The organism is Streptomyces physcomitrii (genome assembly GCF_012273655.1).
Classification (GTDB): Bacteria; Actinomycetota; Actinomycetes; order Streptomycetales; family Streptomycetaceae; genus Streptomyces; species Streptomyces physcomitrii.
Genome location: NZ_JAAWWP010000027.1, coordinates 54458 through 72364, shown reverse-complemented (window position 1 = coordinate 72364; position 17907 = coordinate 54458). Strand labels below are relative to the sequence as shown.

General features: G+C 72.2%; 9 protein-coding genes. 6 read left to right on the top strand and 3 right to left on the bottom strand.

Annotated features, from left to right (window positions below):
* The first annotated feature begins 69 nt into the window (after window positions 1-69).
* Window positions 70-2481, top strand: a complete 2412-nt coding sequence (locus HFV08_RS28725) for a beta-L-arabinofuranosidase domain-containing protein (protein ID WP_168543396.1) — start codon at window positions 70-72, stop codon at window positions 2479-2481.
* A gap of 240 nt (window positions 2482-2721) precedes the next feature.
* Window positions 2722-5070: a GH92 family glycosyl hydrolase gene (locus tag HFV08_RS28720; protein WP_168543394.1), complete on the top strand. Its 2349-nt coding sequence runs from the start codon at window positions 2722-2724 to the stop codon at window positions 5068-5070.
* A gap of 80 nt (window positions 5071-5150) precedes the next feature.
* Here the strand turns inward: HFV08_RS28720 and HFV08_RS28715 are convergent, their stop codons facing one another.
* Both HFV08_RS28715 and HFV08_RS28710 read right to left on the bottom strand, forming a co-directional pair.
* The gene (locus HFV08_RS28715; RefSeq protein WP_168543392.1) at window positions 5151-8099 is read right to left on the bottom strand and encodes a sialidase family protein; all 2949 of its coding nucleotides are present in this window, start codon (window positions 8097-8099) and stop codon (window positions 5151-5153) included.
* Between the two features lie 242 nt (window positions 8100-8341).
* Window positions 8342-10816 (bottom strand): glycoside hydrolase family 20 zincin-like fold domain-containing protein, encoded by a 2475-nt coding sequence (locus HFV08_RS28710; RefSeq protein WP_168543390.1) that lies wholly within the window; start codon window positions 10814-10816, stop codon window positions 8342-8344.
* Between the two features lie 551 nt (window positions 10817-11367).
* Between HFV08_RS28710 and HFV08_RS28705 the strand changes: the two genes are divergently transcribed.
* From HFV08_RS28705 to HFV08_RS32620, 3 genes are all read left to right on the top strand, one after another.
* Complete coding sequence (locus tag HFV08_RS28705; RefSeq protein WP_210430911.1) at window positions 11368-12843, top strand: FG-GAP-like repeat-containing protein; 1476 nt, start codon at window positions 11368-11370, stop codon at window positions 12841-12843.
* 120 nt (window positions 12844-12963) lie between these two features.
* The gene (locus HFV08_RS28700; protein ID WP_312885870.1) at window positions 12964-14469 is read left to right on the top strand and encodes an FG-GAP repeat domain-containing protein; all 1506 of its coding nucleotides are present in this window, start codon (window positions 12964-12966) and stop codon (window positions 14467-14469) included.
* Window positions 14470-14483: 14 nt separating this feature from the next.
* A complete protein-coding gene (locus tag HFV08_RS32620; protein ID WP_168543388.1) occupies window positions 14484-16622 on the top strand; it encodes an N-acetylmuramoyl-L-alanine amidase in 2139 nt (712 codons plus the stop codon).
* Between the two features lie 78 nt (window positions 16623-16700).
* Here HFV08_RS32620 and HFV08_RS28690 read toward each other — a convergent pair whose 3' ends face one another.
* Complete coding sequence (locus tag HFV08_RS28690; protein WP_168543386.1) at window positions 16701-17219, bottom strand: META domain-containing protein; 519 nt, start codon at window positions 17217-17219, stop codon at window positions 16701-16703.
* Window positions 17220-17313: 94 nt separating this feature from the next.
* Here HFV08_RS28690 and HFV08_RS28685 point away from each other — a divergent pair, with 94 nt between their 5' ends.
* The gene (locus HFV08_RS28685) at window positions 17314-17892 is read left to right on the top strand and encodes a TetR/AcrR family transcriptional regulator (protein ID WP_168543384.1); all 579 of its coding nucleotides are present in this window, start codon (window positions 17314-17316) and stop codon (window positions 17890-17892) included.
* Window positions 17893-17907: the final 15 nt, after the last annotated feature.

The window sequence follows — 17907 nt, the reverse complement described above, 5'->3', positions numbered from 1 at the left end:
CGGCGCGCCCCCGCGCGGCAGAGCCCTCGCGCGCCCCTGGCCGCACCACCCCTCCCGAGGAGCACCCCCATGCCCCTGAACAGACGACGCCTCCTCCAGTCCGGATCCCTCGCCCTCGGCGCCCTCGCCGTGCGGCCACCGCTCGCCGCCGCCTCCGCCGACCGCCCGGCACCGCGCGGACCGGCCCCCGAGGCCTTCGGCCGCCTGCCCACCGGCAGCGTCACCGCCCGCGGCTGGCTCGCCGGCCAGCTGCGCCTCCAGCTCGACGGGCTCTGCGGCCGCTACGCCGAGCGCTCCCACTTCCTCGACTTCGAGGGCACCGGCTGGACGCACCCCGAGAAGGCCGGCTGGGAGGAGGTGCCGTACTGGCTGCGCGGCTATATCCCGCTGGCGATCGCCACCGGGGACGAGCGGGCCCTCGCCGAGTCCCGCCGCTGGGTCGACGCGATCCTCGCCACCCAGGAGCCGGACGGCTTCTTCGGCCCCCGCGCGCTGCGCACGGCCCTCAACGACGGCCCCGACTTCTGGCCCTTCCTGCCGCTGCTCATGGCCCTCCGCAGCCACCAGGAGCACACCGGCGACGAACGGATCGTGCCCTTCCTCAGCCGCTTCCTGCGCTATATGAACGCCCAGGGCAAGAGCGCCTTCGACTCCAGCTGGGTCTCGGTGCGCTGGGGCGACGGCATCGACACCGCGCTCTGGCTCCACCGCCGCACCGGCGAGGACTTCCTGCTCGACCTGGTCGGCAAGATGCACACCTACGGCGCCGACTGGACCGCCGAGCGGCTGCCCACCCCGCACAACGTCAACATCGCCCAGGGCTTCCGCGAGCCCGCCCAGTACGCCCAGTTCGCCGCCTCGGGTGCGTCGGAGCTGACCCGCGCCACCTACCGCCTCTACGAGCAGGTCCTCGGCATCAGCGGCCAGTTCCCCGGCGGCGGCATCGCCGGGGACGAGAACATCCGCCCCGGCTTCGGCGACCCCCGCCAGGGCTTCGAGACCTGCGGCATCGTCGAGTTCATGACCAGCCACGAACTCCTCACCCGGCTCACCGGCGACCCCGTCTGGGCGGACCGCTGCGAGGACCTGGCCTTCAACATGCTGCCCGCCTCCCTCGACCCCGAGGGCAAGGCGATCCACTACGTCACCGCCGCCAACAGCATCGACCTCGGCAGGGACCGCAAGACCGAGGGCCAGTTCCAGAACGGCTTCGCCATGCAGGCCTACCATCCGGGCGTCGACGACTACCGCTGCTGCCCGCACAACTACGGCATGGGCTGGCCCTACTTCACCGAGGAACTCTGGCTCAGCGCGCCGGACGGGGGACTGTCCGCCGCCATGTACGCGCCCTCGGAAGTCCGCGCCCGGGTCGGCGACGCCACCGGCGGCACCACGATCACGGTCACCGAGGAGACCGGCTACCCCTTCGAGGAGACCGTCACCCTCACCGTCCGCACCCCGCGCCCTGTCACCTTCCCCCTCCACCTGCGCATCCCCGGCTGGTGCAGCGAGCCTCAACTCACCGTCGCCGGAAGTCCGTTGGAGGCCGCACCCGGCCCCGCCTTCACCCGGGTCGAGCGCACCTGGCAGGACGGCGACCGGGTGGTCCTGCGCCTGCCGCAGCGCACCACCACCCGCACCTGGAGCGGCAACCAGGACGCCGTCAGCATCGACCACGGGCCGCTGACGTACTCCCTGAAGATCGGCGAGAAGTACGAGCGCTACGCGGGCACCGACGCCTTCCCCGAGTACGAGGTCCGCGCCACCGGCCCCTGGAACTACGGACTGCTCGCGGACGGCGAGACGACCCTGCGCCGCGGCAGGGGCCCGGTCCCCGACAACCCCTTCACCCAGGAGGCGGTGCCGGTCTCGCTCACCGCCCGCGCCCGCCGTATCGAGGCCTGGCGGGCGGACCAGGAGAACGTCGTCACCCCCCTCCGGCAGAGCCCCGCCCGCAGCGACGCTCCCACCGAGGAGGTCACCCTGATCCCGATGGGCGCCGCCCGGCTGCGTATCACCGCCTTCCCCACCGTCCGCCGCGACGGCCGGCCGTGGACCCCCGAACCGCCCTACCACCGCCTGCTGAACAAGCACAGCGGCAAGGTCCTCGCCGTCGACGGGATGTCCACCGAGGACGGCGCGCGGGTGGTGCAGTTCGACAACTCCGGTACGGGGGACCACGCTTGGCAGGTCGTCGAGCGGGCGGACGGTCAACTCCTGCTGCGCAACGGGCAGAGCGGCAAGGTCCTCGCGGTCGAGGGCGCGTCGACCGCGGACAGCGCGCCGATCGTGCAGTTCACCGACAACGGCCGGGACGACGAACTCTGGTCCTTCACCGACAAGGGCGACGGCTGGTTCCTGATCCGCAACCGCCACAGCGGAAAGGTCCTCGGCGTGGACCGGATGTCCACCGAGAACAGCGCCCAGGTGGTCCAGTTCGCGGACAACGGCACCGACGACCATCTGTGGCGGTTCGCCTGAGGGGCAAGTGCCTTGGTGCGGAGGGGAGTTGAGCGGGCACCGTGTCCGTGGCGAGGAGGGTGTGCGGCGGCGGGTCCGCCCGGGCCTTCTCGCCCTCCCCGCCGTGGCCGCGATCCGTCCCGCCCAGTGTCTTGACGAGCACATGCCCGCCGCGAAGAATGCGGGCATCGGTGGCTGACAACGTTGTCCGGCCGGGGTCCGCCGCCGCCCTTTCCCCTGCGCAAGGAGGCGCCCTCCGCCATGACTTGGATCCCACGGATACGCGGCGCGGTGACCGCAGCCGCGGTGGCCGCGCTGCTCGGCGGCGCCCTCGCCGTTCCCGCGGCGCAGGCCACCGGGCAGCACGGCGGCGGCCGGCTCACCGACCTGGTCAACCCGTTCATCGGCACCGAGAACGAGGGCAACACCTACCCCGGCGCCGCGGTGCCCTTCGGGATGGTGCAGCTCTCGCCGGACACCGGGCACAACACCGGCTACGACCACTCCGACACGCACATCCGGGGCTTCTCCAGCATCCACCTCTCCGGGGTCGGCTGCGGGCTCGGCGGCGATCTGCCGGTGCTGCCCACCACGGGCGAGGTGACCGAGACGGACTACGCCGCGTACGCGGCGGAGTTCAGCCACGACGAGGAGCGGGCCGCGCCCGGCTCGTACCAGGTGGGCCTGAAGACGGGGATCCACGCGGCGCTGACCGCGACCGAGCGGACCGGGGTGCAGCGCTACACCTTCCCGGCGACCGACAAGGCCAACGTCCTGCTCAACGCGGGCCAGTCGCTGCACCGCACGCTCTCCACCGAGGTGGAGATCCTGGACAGCCGTACGGTGCGCACCGCGATCACCGGCAGCGGCTTCTGCCAGGACACCAAGCCGTACACCCTCTACACGGTCACCCGCTTCGACCGGCCCTTCGAGAAGGCCTCCGGCACCTGGAAGGGCGGCACCGTCACCGAGGGCTCGCGGACCTCCACGGCGGGGGAGGAGCGCAACGGCGCCTTCCTCCGCTTCGACACCCGGCGGGACCGCACCGTCGAGGCGACCACCGCGCTCTCCTATGTGGACGCCAAGGGCGCGGCGCTCAACCTCCGTGCGGAGGGCGGGCGTTCGTACCGTTCGGTGGAGCGGGCGGCGCGGGCGGCCTGGGAGGAGCGGCTCGGCCAGGTGCGCGCCCAGGGCGGCAGCGAGACCCTGCGCCGCACCTTCTACTCCTCGCTCTACCGGTCCTTCCTGGCGCCGAACATCGGCAGCGACGTGGACGGCCGCTACACCGGCTGGGACCAGCGCAAGCACCGCGCCAAGGGGTTCACGTACTACCAGAACTGGTCGCTGTGGGACACCTACCGCACCCAGGCGCAGCTGCTCGCCCTGCTCGCCCCGCGGGAGTCCCGGGACATGGCGCTCTCGGTGCTCGCCATCGACGAGGACAGCGGCTGGCTGCCCAAGTGGGGCTACGGCACGGTCGAGACGAACATCATGACCGGCGACCCGGTCACGCCCTTCCTCACCAACGCCTACCAGCAGGGGCTGCTCAAGGGGCATGAGGAGCGGGCCTACCGCGCGCTGAAGAAGAACGCGGACGGGGTGCCGCCCGCCGATTCCGCGCCGGTCGGCCGGGAGGCCAACAAGGAGTACCTGAAGGACGGTTACGCCCCCTACCTCAAGGGCCGCCCGCACGCCAAGCCCGGCGACTCGGACTACGACCACGGGGCCTCGGCCACCCTGGAGTACGCCCTCTCGGACGCGATGCTCGCGCAGATGGCCGGGGAGCTCGGCCACCGCGCGGACGCGGAGCGCTATGCCGAACGGGCCCAGAACTACCGCAAGATCTACGACAGTTCGACCGGGTTCTTCCGCGCGCGGGACGGCGAGGGCGCCTTCACCGGGCCCGCCGACCCGGCCAAGAGCGAGGGCTTCCACGAGGGCACCTCCTGGCAGTACCAGTGGCTCGTCCCGCAGGACCTGCCCGGCATGGTCGACCTGATCGGCGGCACGGACGCCACCAACGCGCGCCTCGACTCCTTCTTCGCCTACGAGGAGTTGCTGAAGGATCCGGAGAAGACCGCCCGCGAGGTGTGGGTCAACGGCCCGTACGACTACTACAACGCGGACAAGTACAACCCACAGAACGAGCCGGACCTGATCGCCCCGTACACCTATCTCTCGACCGGGCAGCCGTGGAAGACCACGGATGTGGTGCACGCGGCGCTGACCCTGTTCACCGACGCCCCGACCGGGATGACCGGCAACGACGACCTGGGCACCATGTCCGCCTGGAACGTCCTCTCCTCGATCGGTGTCTTCCCGGTCCAGCCGGGCACCGACACCTGGGGCCTGTCCACCCCGGTCTTCGAGCGCGTCGACATCCGCCTCGACCGGCGCTATTACCCGCACGGCCGCCTCACGGTGAAGGCGCCGGGCACCTCGGAGACCGCGCGCTACATCCAGTCGGCGCGGGTGGACGGCGAGGAGTACGGCAGGACGTATCTGACCACCGGCGATCTGCGCGGGATGCGCCAACTCTCCTTCACCGTGGGGGAGAAGCCCTCGAAGTGGGGGACCTCGGCCGAGGCGGCGCCGCCGGCGCTGGACTAGCGGCCCTCGGATGACGAGGGGAGGCCGCGGGGCCGGATACGCCCCGCAGCCTCCCCTTTCCGCTGCCCCTCACTGCTGCCTCAGCGCACGGTCACCACCCGGGACCAGATGCGGCGGTGGCTGTCCGCGCCCGGTGTCCAGTCCGCGCCCCGGTCGCCGATCAGGAGCAGCCGGTCGGGGCCGATCGGTACCGAGGTGCCGTTGCCCGAGTTGCGGTAGTCCACGGCCTGCGGCGCGGACCAGGAGGTGCCGGAACCGTCCTCGGAGAGCAGCATCGACATGCCGGGACGCCCGATGAGCAGCACCAGGCGGCCGTCGCCCATCAGCGTCAGCTCCGGCCGGATGCCGGTGACGGGCTGACCGCCGTCCGGGCCCGCGCGCAGCACCTGCGGAGCGGACCAGGTGCGGCCGTCGTCGGTGGAGCGCGCCTGGTAGAGCGGGCGGTAGTTGCCGGTGCGCATCAGCGTGAGCAGCGAGCCGTCGGCGAGGCGTACCACCGAGCCCTCGTCGAAGCCCTCGTAGGAGGCCTCCCCGGAGAGGCCGGGGTCCACAGCCACCGTGGAGCGGACGCTCCAGTTGACGCCGCCGTCGGTGGAGACGAGCAGCACCTGCCGGTACTTGGCGTCGCCCGCGTAGTAGCCGTAGGCGCTCTGGTAGAGGCTGCCGTCCGGGTTCTCCAGGGCCCGGTTGACGAGGACGAAGCCGCCGAGGCCCTTGCCGGAGGGGATCGGCTTCATCGGTCCCGGGGTCGTCATGGTGCCGTTGCCGCGCCGCCAGGTGGCGCCGCCGTCCGAGGAGCGGGCGGTGCGCACGGTGGCCCGGGTGTTGTCGCTGCCCGCCACCATGAAGGTCAGGTAGTTCACGGCGAGCAGATCGCCCCCGGCGAGCTGGGTCACGTAGTACGACTGCTCGTCGGGGAAGGGGTTGCGGGCGGGCTGCTTGCGCCAGGAGCGGCCGTCGTCGGGGGTGGCGACCAGCTCGGTGCCGACCGCGTCGACCGCGTCGCCGTGACGGGGGTAGACCGCGAGGGTCTCGCCGCCGGGGAGCCGGGCGGCGGAGTTGGGCATCTGGAGGTTTCCCTGCTCCACCTGGTCGACGGTGACAGTCGGCCCCACCGCGAACGGCCCGGCGGGGGCGGGGACTTGGGCGCTCGGCGGGCCGAAGCGGATGCCGTCCAGGAAGACGTCGTCGCCGGTGGGCGCGGTGCCCGAGCCGCCGAAGCGGTAGCCGGTGAGGTCGTCGGCCTCGCGCATGCCCCAGCTGCCGGCCTCGCCCACCACCCGTCCACCGACGAGGAGTTGGGCGCGCGAGGTGTCCTCGGGGACGCGTACGGCCAGTTCCGACCACTGACCGGTGGGTACGGTGCCGGGCGCGGCCAGCTGCGTCCAGCCGAGGCCGTCGTACCAGCGCAGCGCGCCCTGCGGGGTGACCGAGAGGTGGAAGACCGGTGCCGGGGCGCCGGTGACGCCCGCCGTGTGCCCGAGCAGGCTGAAGGTGAAGCCGTTGGGCAGCGACTCGGGGTACGCCCAGAAGGCCAACTCCGCTGCCCGGCGCGGGGCGTGGAGGCAGTCCAGTTCGGTGCGCCCGCTCGCGGAGGCGTCCCGTACCCGCAGCGAGCGGGCGCTGTCCTTGCCGCGGGCGTCGCTCACGGTGGCGGCGGTGGCCCCGGCGGGGGCGGCGCAGCCCGGCGGGACGGAGCCGACCGGGTCGCTCTCGTGGCCCCGGGCGGCCGTCGCCGGGCCGAAGGCGACCTGGTCCACGCTCACGTCGTCGCCGGTGGGCGCGGAGCCCGCCGAGCCGAAGCGGTAGCCGCTGAGGTCCTGGAGCGCGGCCCCGGCGACCGGGCCCGCGCGGCCGACCGAGGCGCCGCCGACCCGGACCTCCGCGCCGCTCCGGTCCGCGGCCACCGCCACCTCGACGCCGGTCCAGCGCCCGGTGGGCAGGGTGCCCGCGGGCGCCAACTGCCGCCAGGCGGAGCCGTCGTACCAGCTGAGCGTGCCGCCAGGACCGGCGAGGAAGTGGAAGCCGGGCGAGGGGGCGCCGCCGCCCGCGCGGTGGCCGAGGAGCCCGAAGGTGAAGCCGTTCGGCAGTGCCTCGGGGCGCGCCGAGAAGGCGAGGGTGCCGGAGGGCGCGGCCGGGGCCGGGCAGGTGGTCTCCACCCCCTGGGCGGCGGAGGTGTCGAGGATCCGCAGGGCGCGCGGGCTCGCCTCGCCCCGGACGTCGCTGACCACGGCCGGTGCCGCGTTCGCGGGGGCGGTGCAGCCGGACGGGGGCCCGCCCGGGGCCTCCGCGTCGAAGCCCCGGGTGGCGGTGGTGTCCTGGGAGGCGGGCCCGAAGGAGACATCGTCCACGAAGACGTCGTCGCCGGTGGGGGCGGTGCCCGCGCCGGAGAACTGGTGACCGGTCAGCGCCGCGACCTTCCCGCCCGCCGGAGCGGCCCGGCCCGCGTAGGCGTCCCCCACGTACAGATAGGCGGCGCCGCGGTCGCGCGGCACCTCGACGGTGATCCGGTCCCAGCGGCCCGGGGCGACGGTCCCGGCCGGGGCGAGCGGCTGCCAGGCGGTGCCGTCCTGCCAGCGCAGCGAGCCGTCCGGGGCCGCCTGGAAGTGGAAGACGGGGCGGGCGGCGCCGCCGCCCTCGAAGCGGCCGAGCACGCTGAAGAGGAAGCCGTTCGGCAGCGCCTCCGGCCGCATCGCGAAGCCGAGGCGGGCGCCGAGCCGGGTCGGCCCCGGGCAGGCCAGGTCGGTGCGCCCGGTGGCGGAGACGTCCCGTACCCGCAGCGAGCGGGCGCTGTCCTGCCCGCGGACATCGCTGACCACGGCCCCCGAGGCGCCCTCGGTGGGCGCGCAGCCGGGCGGGGCGGCGCCGACCGGAGCCTCCTCGAAGGTGTGCACCACCGGGTCGCCCGGACCGGAGGGCCCCTCGGCGGCACCGGCCGCGGGCGCCCCGGCGAGCGAGCCCGCGAGCAGTGCGGCGAGGACGAGCAGGACGGTTCCCGGGCGGGCGCGGGCGGGCAGGAGGGGTCTCATCGTGTCTCCACGGGGCGGGCGGACGGGGGGAGTTGGGGACCGGCGGCCCGGTGGGTGCGGACCGGTACGGGCGGGGCGGGTTCGGCGTGGTGGGCGGGGATGGGGGCTACCGGGCTGGCGGGCCAGCGGACCTCCGGCCCGGCGGCTCGGCGACCCGGCAGCCGGGGCCGCATCACCCGGACCACGGGCATATGGGCCCCGGAGGCCGGACGGGTGCCGGTGGGGCGTGGGCCGGGTGCGGGCTATGCGGGTGCGGGGATGCTGCCGCCCCAGTCCTCGGCGGTGACCCGGCCCGCCGAGTGGTCGTAGAAGCGGTGCGCCAGCGAGCCGGAGGCGTCCCGGAACCAGACGTGGTGCTGGTCGCCGACGGCGAGGCCCGCGGGGTCGTCGGTCACGGCACCGGCGGTGTCCCAGTCCTCGCGGCGGAGGCCGGTGCCGGGTTCGTACGACCAGTGGCGCAGCGTTCCGTCGGCGGCGCGGGCGAAGACGTGCACCTCCTGGCCGTGGACGAACGCCACCGGGGCACCGGCGAGTTCACCGCCCCAGCTCTCGGTGACGACGGCGCCGCCGCCCCGGAAGCGGTGGGCGAGGGTGCCGTCGGCCGCGCGGTGGAAGACATGCTGCTGGCCGCCGAGGGCGAGTGCGGCCACCTCCGAGGTCACGCTGCCCGGGGCCGCGCCCCAGTCGTCCCGTCCGACCGCCCCGCCGGGGCCGGGATACCACCAGTGCCCGAGGCCGTCCGCCGCGGTGCGGGCGAACACATGCTGCTCCGCGCCGTGCACGAACGCGGCCGGGGCGCCGTCGAGTCGGCCGCCCCAGTTCTCCGCGACCACCTCGCCGCCACGGGCCCGGAAGCGGTGCGCGAGGGTGCCGTCGGCGGCCCGGTGGTAGACGTGCTGCTGCCCGCCCACCGCGTAGGCGGCCGGGGCCGAGGTGACGGTGCCCGGCCCCGCGCCCCAGTCGTCCTCGGCGGGCAGCGCCCCGGGCAGCCCCGACCAGTGGCGCAGCGAGTCGTCGGTGCCGCGTGCGAAGGCGACCGTCTCCGTGCCGTGGGTGAACCCGGCGGGCGCGCCCGTGACGTGGCCGCCCGGCCAGTGCTCCGCGGTCATCCGGCCCGCGCGCTCGCTCCAATACCAGTGCAGCAGGCCGCCGTTGGCCCCGGCCGCGGCGAGGACATGCTGCTCGCCCCCGTCGGCGCTGCGGAAGGCGCGTCCGCCGGGCGCGGTCTCCTCGGTGAGCCAGAGCGAGGTGCCGGGTGCGTGCCCCACCGCGTCGACCAGCGGCGCGAAGCCCGGGTAGTCGGCGGCCGGTTTCGGCGAGCCCCAGGTGATCTGGGCCAGGGAGCGCAGCGGCGCGTGGAGCCGCTGGTAGATCTGCACCTCGCTCTCCACGTCCGGCACGGTCCAGACGTGCAGCTTCGCGCCGAGCAGGCCCGGGGTGTCGTCGGGGACGCTGGAACCGCTGAACAGCCCGACGCGGAAGGCCTCGTAGATCTTCGCGGGGTCGGGGCGGCGGCCGCCGAGGTCGTAGTAGAGGAAGTCCAGGTTGCTGTTCTGCACCCGGTAGCCGTCGCGGAGGAGTTCGGCGGCAGGCCTGCCGTGGTTGATCCAGTGCTCGACCAGGACCTCGCGGTCGATCTGCACCTGGGGATCGGGCAGCATGCCGTCGTTCCAGATGCGCATCGTCCGCCCGGCGGCGCGGACCTGGGCATGGCAGAGGTTGACGAAGCCGTAGGCGGCGTCCACGCCCTTCGCCTCGGGGCCGTAGTGCGCCTTTGCGTAGGCGGCCAGTTGGGGGAAGGCGTCGTAGTCGCTGCCGATCAGGTACTCGTCGGCGCCCAGGTGCCAGTGCGGGCCCTCGAACTCGGGCAGGAGCGCGGCCAGTTGCTCGCGTGCGTAGGTGTAGCCGGACTCCCGGGAGAGGTCGAGGGAGGCCGGGCGGCCCGGCAGGTGCAGCTCCGGGCGGCCGGTCAGCTCGGTCTCCAGGTGGCCCGGCATGTTGAACTGCGGGACCACGGTGACGTGGTAGCGGGCGGCGAACTGCGCGACGGCCTTCATCTGCGCGAGGTCCACCCGCTGGTAGCCGACGTACAGCGAGAGCATGTTCATCTTGAGATAGGCGAGTTCGCGGATCTGCTCCTGCCACCAGCGCGTCGAGAAGGACTTGGGCTCATTGGCGACGAGCAGCCCGCGCTCGGGATAACGCGGCCAGTCGCGCATCGTGCCGCCCGCGATCGTCCGTGCGGCGCGCAGGAGTTGGAGCACCGTGCGGCTGCCGCGGAAGACACCGGTGGCGGTACGGGCGGTCAGGCGCAGCGTCGGCGCGCTCGTCAACGCATAGCCCTCCTCGCCGAGTCGGGCGTCAGTCGACCCGAGGGCGAGCAGCAGGTCCCCGGCCCGCGTACCGCTCGCGGCGCCGACCACCACCTGCGGTGCGGTGCCGGTGAGCGCGGCCAGATCGGCGGCGAACGTCCGGGCGTCGGCCTCCAGTTGACCGGCGTACGCGGAGTCGACGACCAGCCGGCTGCCCGCCCCGTAGGCGAAGCCGGTGCCCGCGGCCGTCCACTCCTGGGGCGCGGGGATCACGGCTCCCGGCCCGGCGGCCGCGGCACGGGCGGGGGAGAGGGCGGCGCCGAACGGACCGCCGGCGAGGGCGGCACCGGCACCGAGGGAGAGCGCGGAGCGCAGCACCGTACGGCGGGAGGGAGACGGAGGCATCGACGGACCCTTCGGTGGGGAGAGGACCGGCCTGTGCGGTCGGGCCGTGAGGGCTGCGCGGGGCGTGCCGGGGGTACGGGTGCGTGCGGGCGGCGGGCGTCCCGCACGGGGCGGGCAGACGCGCTGCACCCCGCGCGCGGCAGGGCTCCTCCGGCGCAGGGGGTCCGGTCCTGCGTCCGGGTCCGTCGGTGCCGGGCGGGGCCCGGCCGGGGACGGCGGCGTCACCGTAGCAGGACCGGCCGCGCTTCAGTAGAGGTGAAGGAGTCATGACTTTCCCGTGACCGGCCACGAGGCCCGGGGGAGTCGGTGAAGTGTGCGCCCCGGCCCGGGAGTTCGGTTCTTTCCGCATTCTTGACGTGTTCATGAGAGGCCTTCTAGAGTTCACGAGCAGAGAGTGTGAAATCGATTTCATGAATGTTTCCGTCACCTCGCCTTCACCTCCCCTCGTGGTGGCGCGCCGCGTGGGCCCCGGATGAGAGTCCGCGCCCGGCAGCTCCCGTCCCCCCCCCGGCTCCCACTCCGGATCCTCTCGGACCCTCTCGGAGGCACCCATGCGCAGACGGCTCCAAGGACTCGCCGCCCTGCTGGCGACCTTCGTCGTGGCACTGCTCCTCAGCCCGGCGCCCCCGGCCGCGGCGGCGGGGCCGCGGCCCGACTTCCGCGCGCCGTGGCCCTGCGGGGAGGGGCGGGACTACTACCACCACTCCACCGAGGTCGTGAACGCCATCGACTTCAACATCGCCGGCAGCGCCGACCTCGGCACCCCCGCCCTCGCCACCGCCTCCGGCACCGCGCAGGTGATCCTCGGCCACCCCGGCTACGGCAACCACGTACGCATCGACCACGGCGGCGGCTGGACCACCCTGGTCGGCCACCTCAGCAGCGTGTCGGTGGCGAACGGCCAGTACGTGACCGTCGGCCAGGAGGTCGGCAAGGTCGGCAGCACGGGGCAGTCCACCGGCCCGCACCTGCACTACGAACAGGAGGCGGACGGCGTCAACCAGCCCATCGTCATCGACGGCGTCGCCCTGCGCTACAGCAGCACCCCCGCCCGGCACACCAGCGGCAACTGCGGTGGCGGTGGGCTGAAGCTGGGTGGTTCGCCGACGGATTTCAGTGGTGACGGCAAGGCGGATGTGGTGACGTTCACGCATGGTGCGGCGGCGGATGTCTATGCGGCGACGTCGACGGGTTCGGGTTTTTCGGGGACGACGGTGAAGTGGAACGACTACTTCGCGTTGAGTGGTGAGGTGCCGTCGAGTGGTGATTTCGACGGTGACGGCAAGGACGACATCGTGACGTTCACGCGGGGGTCGTTGGCGGATGTGTATGTGGCGTTGTCGAGTGGGTCGGCTTTCTCCGGTGGGGTGAAGTGGAACGATTTCTTCGCGGTGGGGGGTGAGGTTCCGGCGACGGGTGATTTCGACGGTGATGGCAAGGACGACATCGTGACGTTCACCAATGATGCGAATGGTGATGCGTTCGTGGCGTTGTCGGACGGGTCCGAGTTCGGGGCCGGGGTGAAGTGGCATGACTTCCTGGCGCCGAATGGTGAGTTTCCCGCGGTGGCCGATGTGAACGGTGACGGCAAGGACGATGTGGTGGTGTTCACGCAGGGTACGCGGGGTGATGTGTTCGTGTCGTTGTCGACGGGTTCGGGGTTCGCTCCGGCGACGTTGGCGCATGAGTTCTTCGCTCCGGGTGCGGAGCAGCCCCGGGTCGGTGATGTGAACGGTGATGGCAAGGACGACATCGTGACGTTCACCTCGAACGCGGACCGTGATGTGTATGTGGCCCTGTCGGACGGTGCGAAGTTCGGCCCTGGTGTGAAGTGGAACGATTCCTTCACCCCGGCCGGTGAGTTCCCGTACGTGGGTGATTTCGACGGTGACGGCAAGGACGACATCGTCACCTTCACCAAGAATGCCTCGGCCGATGTGTATGTCGGTCTGTCGACCGGGAGTTCCTTCGGTGCCGGGGCGAAATGGCACGACCTCTTCGGCCTCCCCGGCGAAACCGCCTTCTGAGGTCCGAGGAGCGGACGTAGCCCCCAGTTGTTCTTCCGGCCCCCTCGACTCCCGTACGGGGGCCGGTAATCGCCCCGCGGAATCCGCGGGTTCTGGTGAACCGAGAGAGAGGAACTCCTCGTGCGCACAGCCGGACCGGCGGCCCTCCGCCGGCACAGACGGGTGCTCGGTCTGCTGACCGGTGCCCTGCTCGCCCTCACCGCGGGTCTCGCCCCCGCCCAGGCGGCGACACCCTCCCCGGACGGATCGGGCGGGCGCCACAAGTCCAACGCGGAACTCCTCGCCGAGGAGGCGTGCAGCGTTCCCGCCGACCACGATCCCGCGATCATCGTGGTCGTGCAGCGGGTCGCCCGCAGCTACGACGCCAATGCCAAGGTCACCCTCGCCGCCTTCGAGGCGGGCTGGGTGGAGTCGCACATGCACAATCTGCCCTGCGGCGACAAGGACTCCCTCGGCGTCTACCAGCAGCGCCCGAGCTACGGCTGGGGAACGCCCGAGCAGATCCTCGACCCGGTCTACGCGGCCACCCAGTTCATCACCCGCGCCATCGACAGCGACCGCCGCAACCCGGGCTTCACCGCGGGGCAGTTGGCGCAGAGCGTGCAGCGCTCCGCCTTCCCCGACCGCTACGACCAGTCCGAGGGCAAGGCCCGCGCCATGATGGCCGAGGCCTCCCGCCTCGCGGGCATGTGGGGCGGCTCGCCCACCGACTTCGACGGCGACGGCAAGGACGATGTCGTCACCTTCACCCAGAACGCCGCCGCCGACGTCTACGCGGCCCGCTCCACCGGCACCGCCTTCTCCGGCACCACGGTCAAGTGGAACGACTTCTTCGGCCTGGGCGGCGAGACCCCGACCACGGGCGACTTCAACGGCGACGGCAAGGACGACGTCGTGACCTTCACCCACGGCTCGCTCGCGGATGTGTACGTGGGCCTGTCCAACGGCTCCTCCTTCGGCGGCGGCGCCAAGTGGCACGACTTCTTCGCCCCGCGCCACGAGGTCACCGCCGCGGGCGACTTCAACGGCGACGGCAAGGACGACATCGTCGCCTTCACCCACGATGCCGCCGGTGATGCCTTCGTGGCGCTGTCCAACGGCTCTTCTTTCGGGGCCGGGGTGAAGTGGCACGACTTCCTGGCGCCGAACGGCGAGTTCCCCGCGGTGGCCGATGTGAACGGCGACGGCAAGGACGACATCGTGGTGTTCACCCAGGGCACCCGCGGCGATGTGTTCGTCTCGCTCTCCACGGGTTCGGGCTTCGGTCCGGCGCAGCTGGCGCACGAGTTCTTCGCCCCGGGGGCGGAGCAGCCGCGGGTCGGCGATGTGAACGGCGACGGCAAGGACGACCTCGTCACCTTCACCTCGAACGCGGACCGCGATGTGTATGTGGCCCTCTCGAACGGTTCGACCTTCGGTCCCGGCGTGAAGTGGAACGACTCCTTCGCCCCGGCCGGTGAGTTCCCGTACGTGGGTGACTTCGACGGCGACGGAAAGGCCGACATCGTCACCTTCACCAAGAACGCCTCGGCCGATGTCTACGTCGGCCTGTCCACCGGCAGTTCCTTCGGCGCCGGAGCGAAATGGCACGACCTGTTCGGCCTGCCCGGCGAGACCGCACTCTGAGGAGACATCCGGCGATGAACCGTGACCGACGCACCACCCGAAGCGCCCTCGGCACCACCCGAAGATCCGCCACCCGGCTGCGCCGCACCCTGCTCGGTGGTCTGCTCGGCGCCTGCCTCGCGCTGCCCGCCCTGCCGGCCACCGCCACGGGCGCCCCGGCGCCCGAGCCCGGCGGCGAGGGGCGGACGGCCGCCGCCTTCCGCGAGGCCGCCCGCGCCTCGGAGGTCCCCCGCGACCTGCTCGTGGCCCTCGGCTACAGCGAGACCCACCTCGACGGCCACGACGGCAAGCCCAGCCAGGCCCGCGGCTACGGGGTCATGCACCTCACCGACAACCCCGACCAGCACACCCTGCGGACCGCGGCCGAACTCACCGGCCTCGACCCCGCCGCGCTGCGGCGGGACACCCGCGCCAACATCCGCGGCGCGGCGGCCGTCCTGCGCGAGTACGCCGACGACCTCGGGCTCGACGCCGCCGAGCGCCGCGACCCGGGGGCCTGGTACCCCGCGATCGCCCGCTACTCGGGCGCCGGGAACGACAGCACGGCGCGGCTCTACGCCGATGCCGTCTACACCTTCCTCGCCCAGGGCGTGCGGGCCCGCACCCCCGAGGGCGAGCAACTCGGCGTTCCCCGGCAGCGGATCACCCCGGACCGCGGCCGCTACGAGGACGTCCCCTCGCTGGACGCCCGGCCCGCCACCGGCGGCAAGCAGACCGCCGACGCCTCCGTGCTCAGCGAGGACTACCCGCCGGCGCGCTGGATCCCGGCCGCTGCGGGCAACTACGCCCGCGGACGCTCCTCTGCGATCCGGACCATCGTCATCCATGTGACGCAGGGTTCGTACGCGGGCTCCATCAGCTGGTTCCAGAACCCGGCGTCCGGCGTGAGCGCGCACTACATCCTGCGCTCCTCGGACGGCGAGGTGACCCAGATGGTCCGGGACGGCGACACCGCCTACCACGCCCGCTCCGCCAACCCCTCGGCCCTCGGCATCGAGCACGAGGGCTACGTCAGCGACCCGTCCTGGTTCACGGACGCCATGTACCGCTCCTCGGCCGCGCTCACCAGGCACCTCGCGGACCGGCACGGCATCCCGAAGGACCGGGCGCACATCGTCGGCCACAACGAGGTGCCCGGCAACGACCACACCGACCCGGGCCCGCACTGGAACTGGAACTACTACATGAGCCTGGTCCAGTCCGGCGGTGGGCTGAAGCTGGGTGGTTCGCCGACCGACTTCAGTGGTGACGGCAAGGCGGATGTGGTGACGTTCACGCATGGTGCGGCGGCGGATGTGTATGCGGCGACGTCGACGGGGTCGGGTTTTTCGGGGACGACGGTGAAGTGGAACGACTACTTCGCGTTGAGTGGTGAGGTGCCGTCGAGTGGTGACTTCGACGGTGACGGCAAGGACGACATCGTGACGTTCACGCGGGGGTCGTTGGCGGATGTGTATGTGGCGTTGTCGAGTGGGTCTGCCTTCTCCGGTGGGGTGAAGTGGAACGATTTCTTCGCGGTGGGGGGTGAGGTTCCGGCGACGGGTGATTTCAACGGTGATGGCAAGGACGACATCGTGACGTTCACCAATGATGCGAATGGTGATGCGTTCGTGGCGTTGTCGGACGGGTCCGAGTTCGGTGCCGGGGTGAAGTGGCATGACTTCCTTGCCCCGAACGGTGAGTTCCCCGCGGTGGCCGATGTGAACGGTGACGGCAAGGACGATGTGGTGGTGTTCACGCAGGGTACGCGGGGTGATGTGTTCGTGTCGTTGTCGACGGGTTCGGGGTTCGCTCCGGCGACGTTGGCGCATGAGTTCTTCGCTCCGGGTGCGGAGCAGCCCCGGGTCGGTGATGTGAACGGTGATGGCAAGGACGACATCGTGACGTTCACCTCGAACGCGGACCGTGATGTGTATGTGGCCCTGTCGGACGGTGCGAAGTTCGGCCCGGGTGTGAAGTGGAACGACTCGTTCACTCCGGCCGGTGAGTTCCCGTATGTGGGTGATTTCGACGGTGACGGCAAGGCCGACATCGTGACCTTCACCAAGAATGCCTCGGCTGATGTGTATGTCGGTCTGTCGACCGGGAGTTCCTTCGGTGCCGGGGCGAAATGGCACGACCTCTTCGGCCTCCCCGGCGAAACCGCCTTCTGACGGATCGCCGCCCCTGGCCCCCGCGGATCTCCCGCGGGGGCCTTCGGCTGCCCTACGCGGCCGGATGCGCCCCGGGTCTCAGTTCCCGGTGGGAGCGTCCGGGTCCGCCGGCGGGCTCGCGGTCGCTTCGGGGGTGGGCTGCGGGGCGCTGAGGGCGAGGGAGTCGTCGCCCTTTCCGTTCAGGGAGAGGGACTTGCCGTCGGGGGTGAGCACGATGTCGAGCTCTCCGGTGAAGACCGCGAGGAACTGCTCCTCGAAGGGGTGGTCGCCCTTTCCGCCCTCGGCGCGGCAGCCGCGCTTGGTGGCCACCGTCTTGCCGACGGTCAGCTTGGTGCCGTCGATGCTGATGTCGCTGCTGAAGTCGTTGCAGAGGGAGCCTTCCGCCCGGTCCCCGCGGAAGGTGAGGCGGGAGCCCGGCAGGGCCGAGTAGGTCCTGCCGCCGTGGGTGACCCGCTCGGGGGTCCACTTCACGCCGGTGATGGCGGCGGCGCCCCGCCGTGAACTCTCGCTCTTCTCGGTGCCGCATCCTGTCAGGACCGAGGATCCGAGCAGGGTCAGCGCGGCGAGGGCGGCGGCGGTACCGGCAGTCCGTCTCATGCTTGTGTGACGCGGCAGGGGCCGGGCTGGTTGCCTCACGGGCACAGGGAGAGCTTTTCTTGACTTGCAGGTCAAGAAATGGTGCAGTGAGGTCATGGGGCGCAGCAAGGAATTCGATCCCGATCTGGCCGTGGACCGCGCGATGGAGGTCTTCTGGACCCGTGGCTACTCCGGCACGTCTCCGCAGCATCTCGTGGAGGCGCTCGGCATCGGCCGCGGCAGCCTGTACAACGCCTTCGGGAGCAAGCGGCAGCTCTTCGAGCTGGCGCTGCGCCGCTACTACGAGCGCGAGACCGTACGCCTCATCGAGGTGCTCGACGGCGCCGGTTCACCCAGGGCGCGCCTCCGCGCCGCGCTGGAACTCGTGGTGCGCGCCGCCCTGGAGGACGCGCGGCGCCGGGGGTGTCTGGCGACCAACACCGCAGTGGAGTTCGGGGTGTCGGAGGAGACCGTGAACTATCTGGTGCGGCGTACCTTCGAGCGTCAGGAGGCCGCCTTCAAGGGGGCGGTCCTGGAGGCGCAGGCGGCGGGGGAGGTCGACCGCACGGCGGACGCGGGGGCGCTGGCCCGCCTGCTGCTCGCCGCCATCAACGGCATCCGGGTTTTGGCCAAGGCCGACCCCGCCCCCGAACGCCTCGGCGGACTGGTGGACGCGGCGATGCGGGCGCTCTGACCGGTACGGGCCGGG

Coding starts and splice junctions, on each gene's coding strand:
- HFV08_RS28725 (WP_168543396.1), top strand. CDS start 70: ATGCCCCTGAACAGACGACGCCTCCTCCAGTCCGGATCCCTCGCCCTC.
- HFV08_RS28720 (WP_168543394.1), top strand. CDS start 2,722: ATGACTTGGATCCCACGGATACGCGGCGCGGTGACCGCAGCCGCGGTG.
- HFV08_RS28715 (WP_168543392.1), bottom strand. CDS start 8,099: ATGAGACCCCTCCTGCCCGCCCGCGCCCGCCCGGGAACCGTCCTGCTC.
- HFV08_RS28710 (WP_168543390.1), bottom strand. CDS start 10,816: ATGCCTCCGTCTCCCTCCCGCCGTACGGTGCTGCGCTCCGCGCTCTCC.
- HFV08_RS28705 (WP_210430911.1), top strand. CDS start 11,368: ATGCGCAGACGGCTCCAAGGACTCGCCGCCCTGCTGGCGACCTTCGTC.
- HFV08_RS32620 (WP_168543388.1), top strand. CDS start 14,484: ATGAACCGTGACCGACGCACCACCCGAAGCGCCCTCGGCACCACCCGA.
- HFV08_RS28690 (WP_168543386.1), bottom strand. CDS start 17,219: ATGAGACGGACTGCCGGTACCGCCGCCGCCCTCGCCGCGCTGACCCTG.
- HFV08_RS28685 (WP_168543384.1), top strand. CDS start 17,314: ATGGGGCGCAGCAAGGAATTCGATCCCGATCTGGCCGTGGACCGCGCG.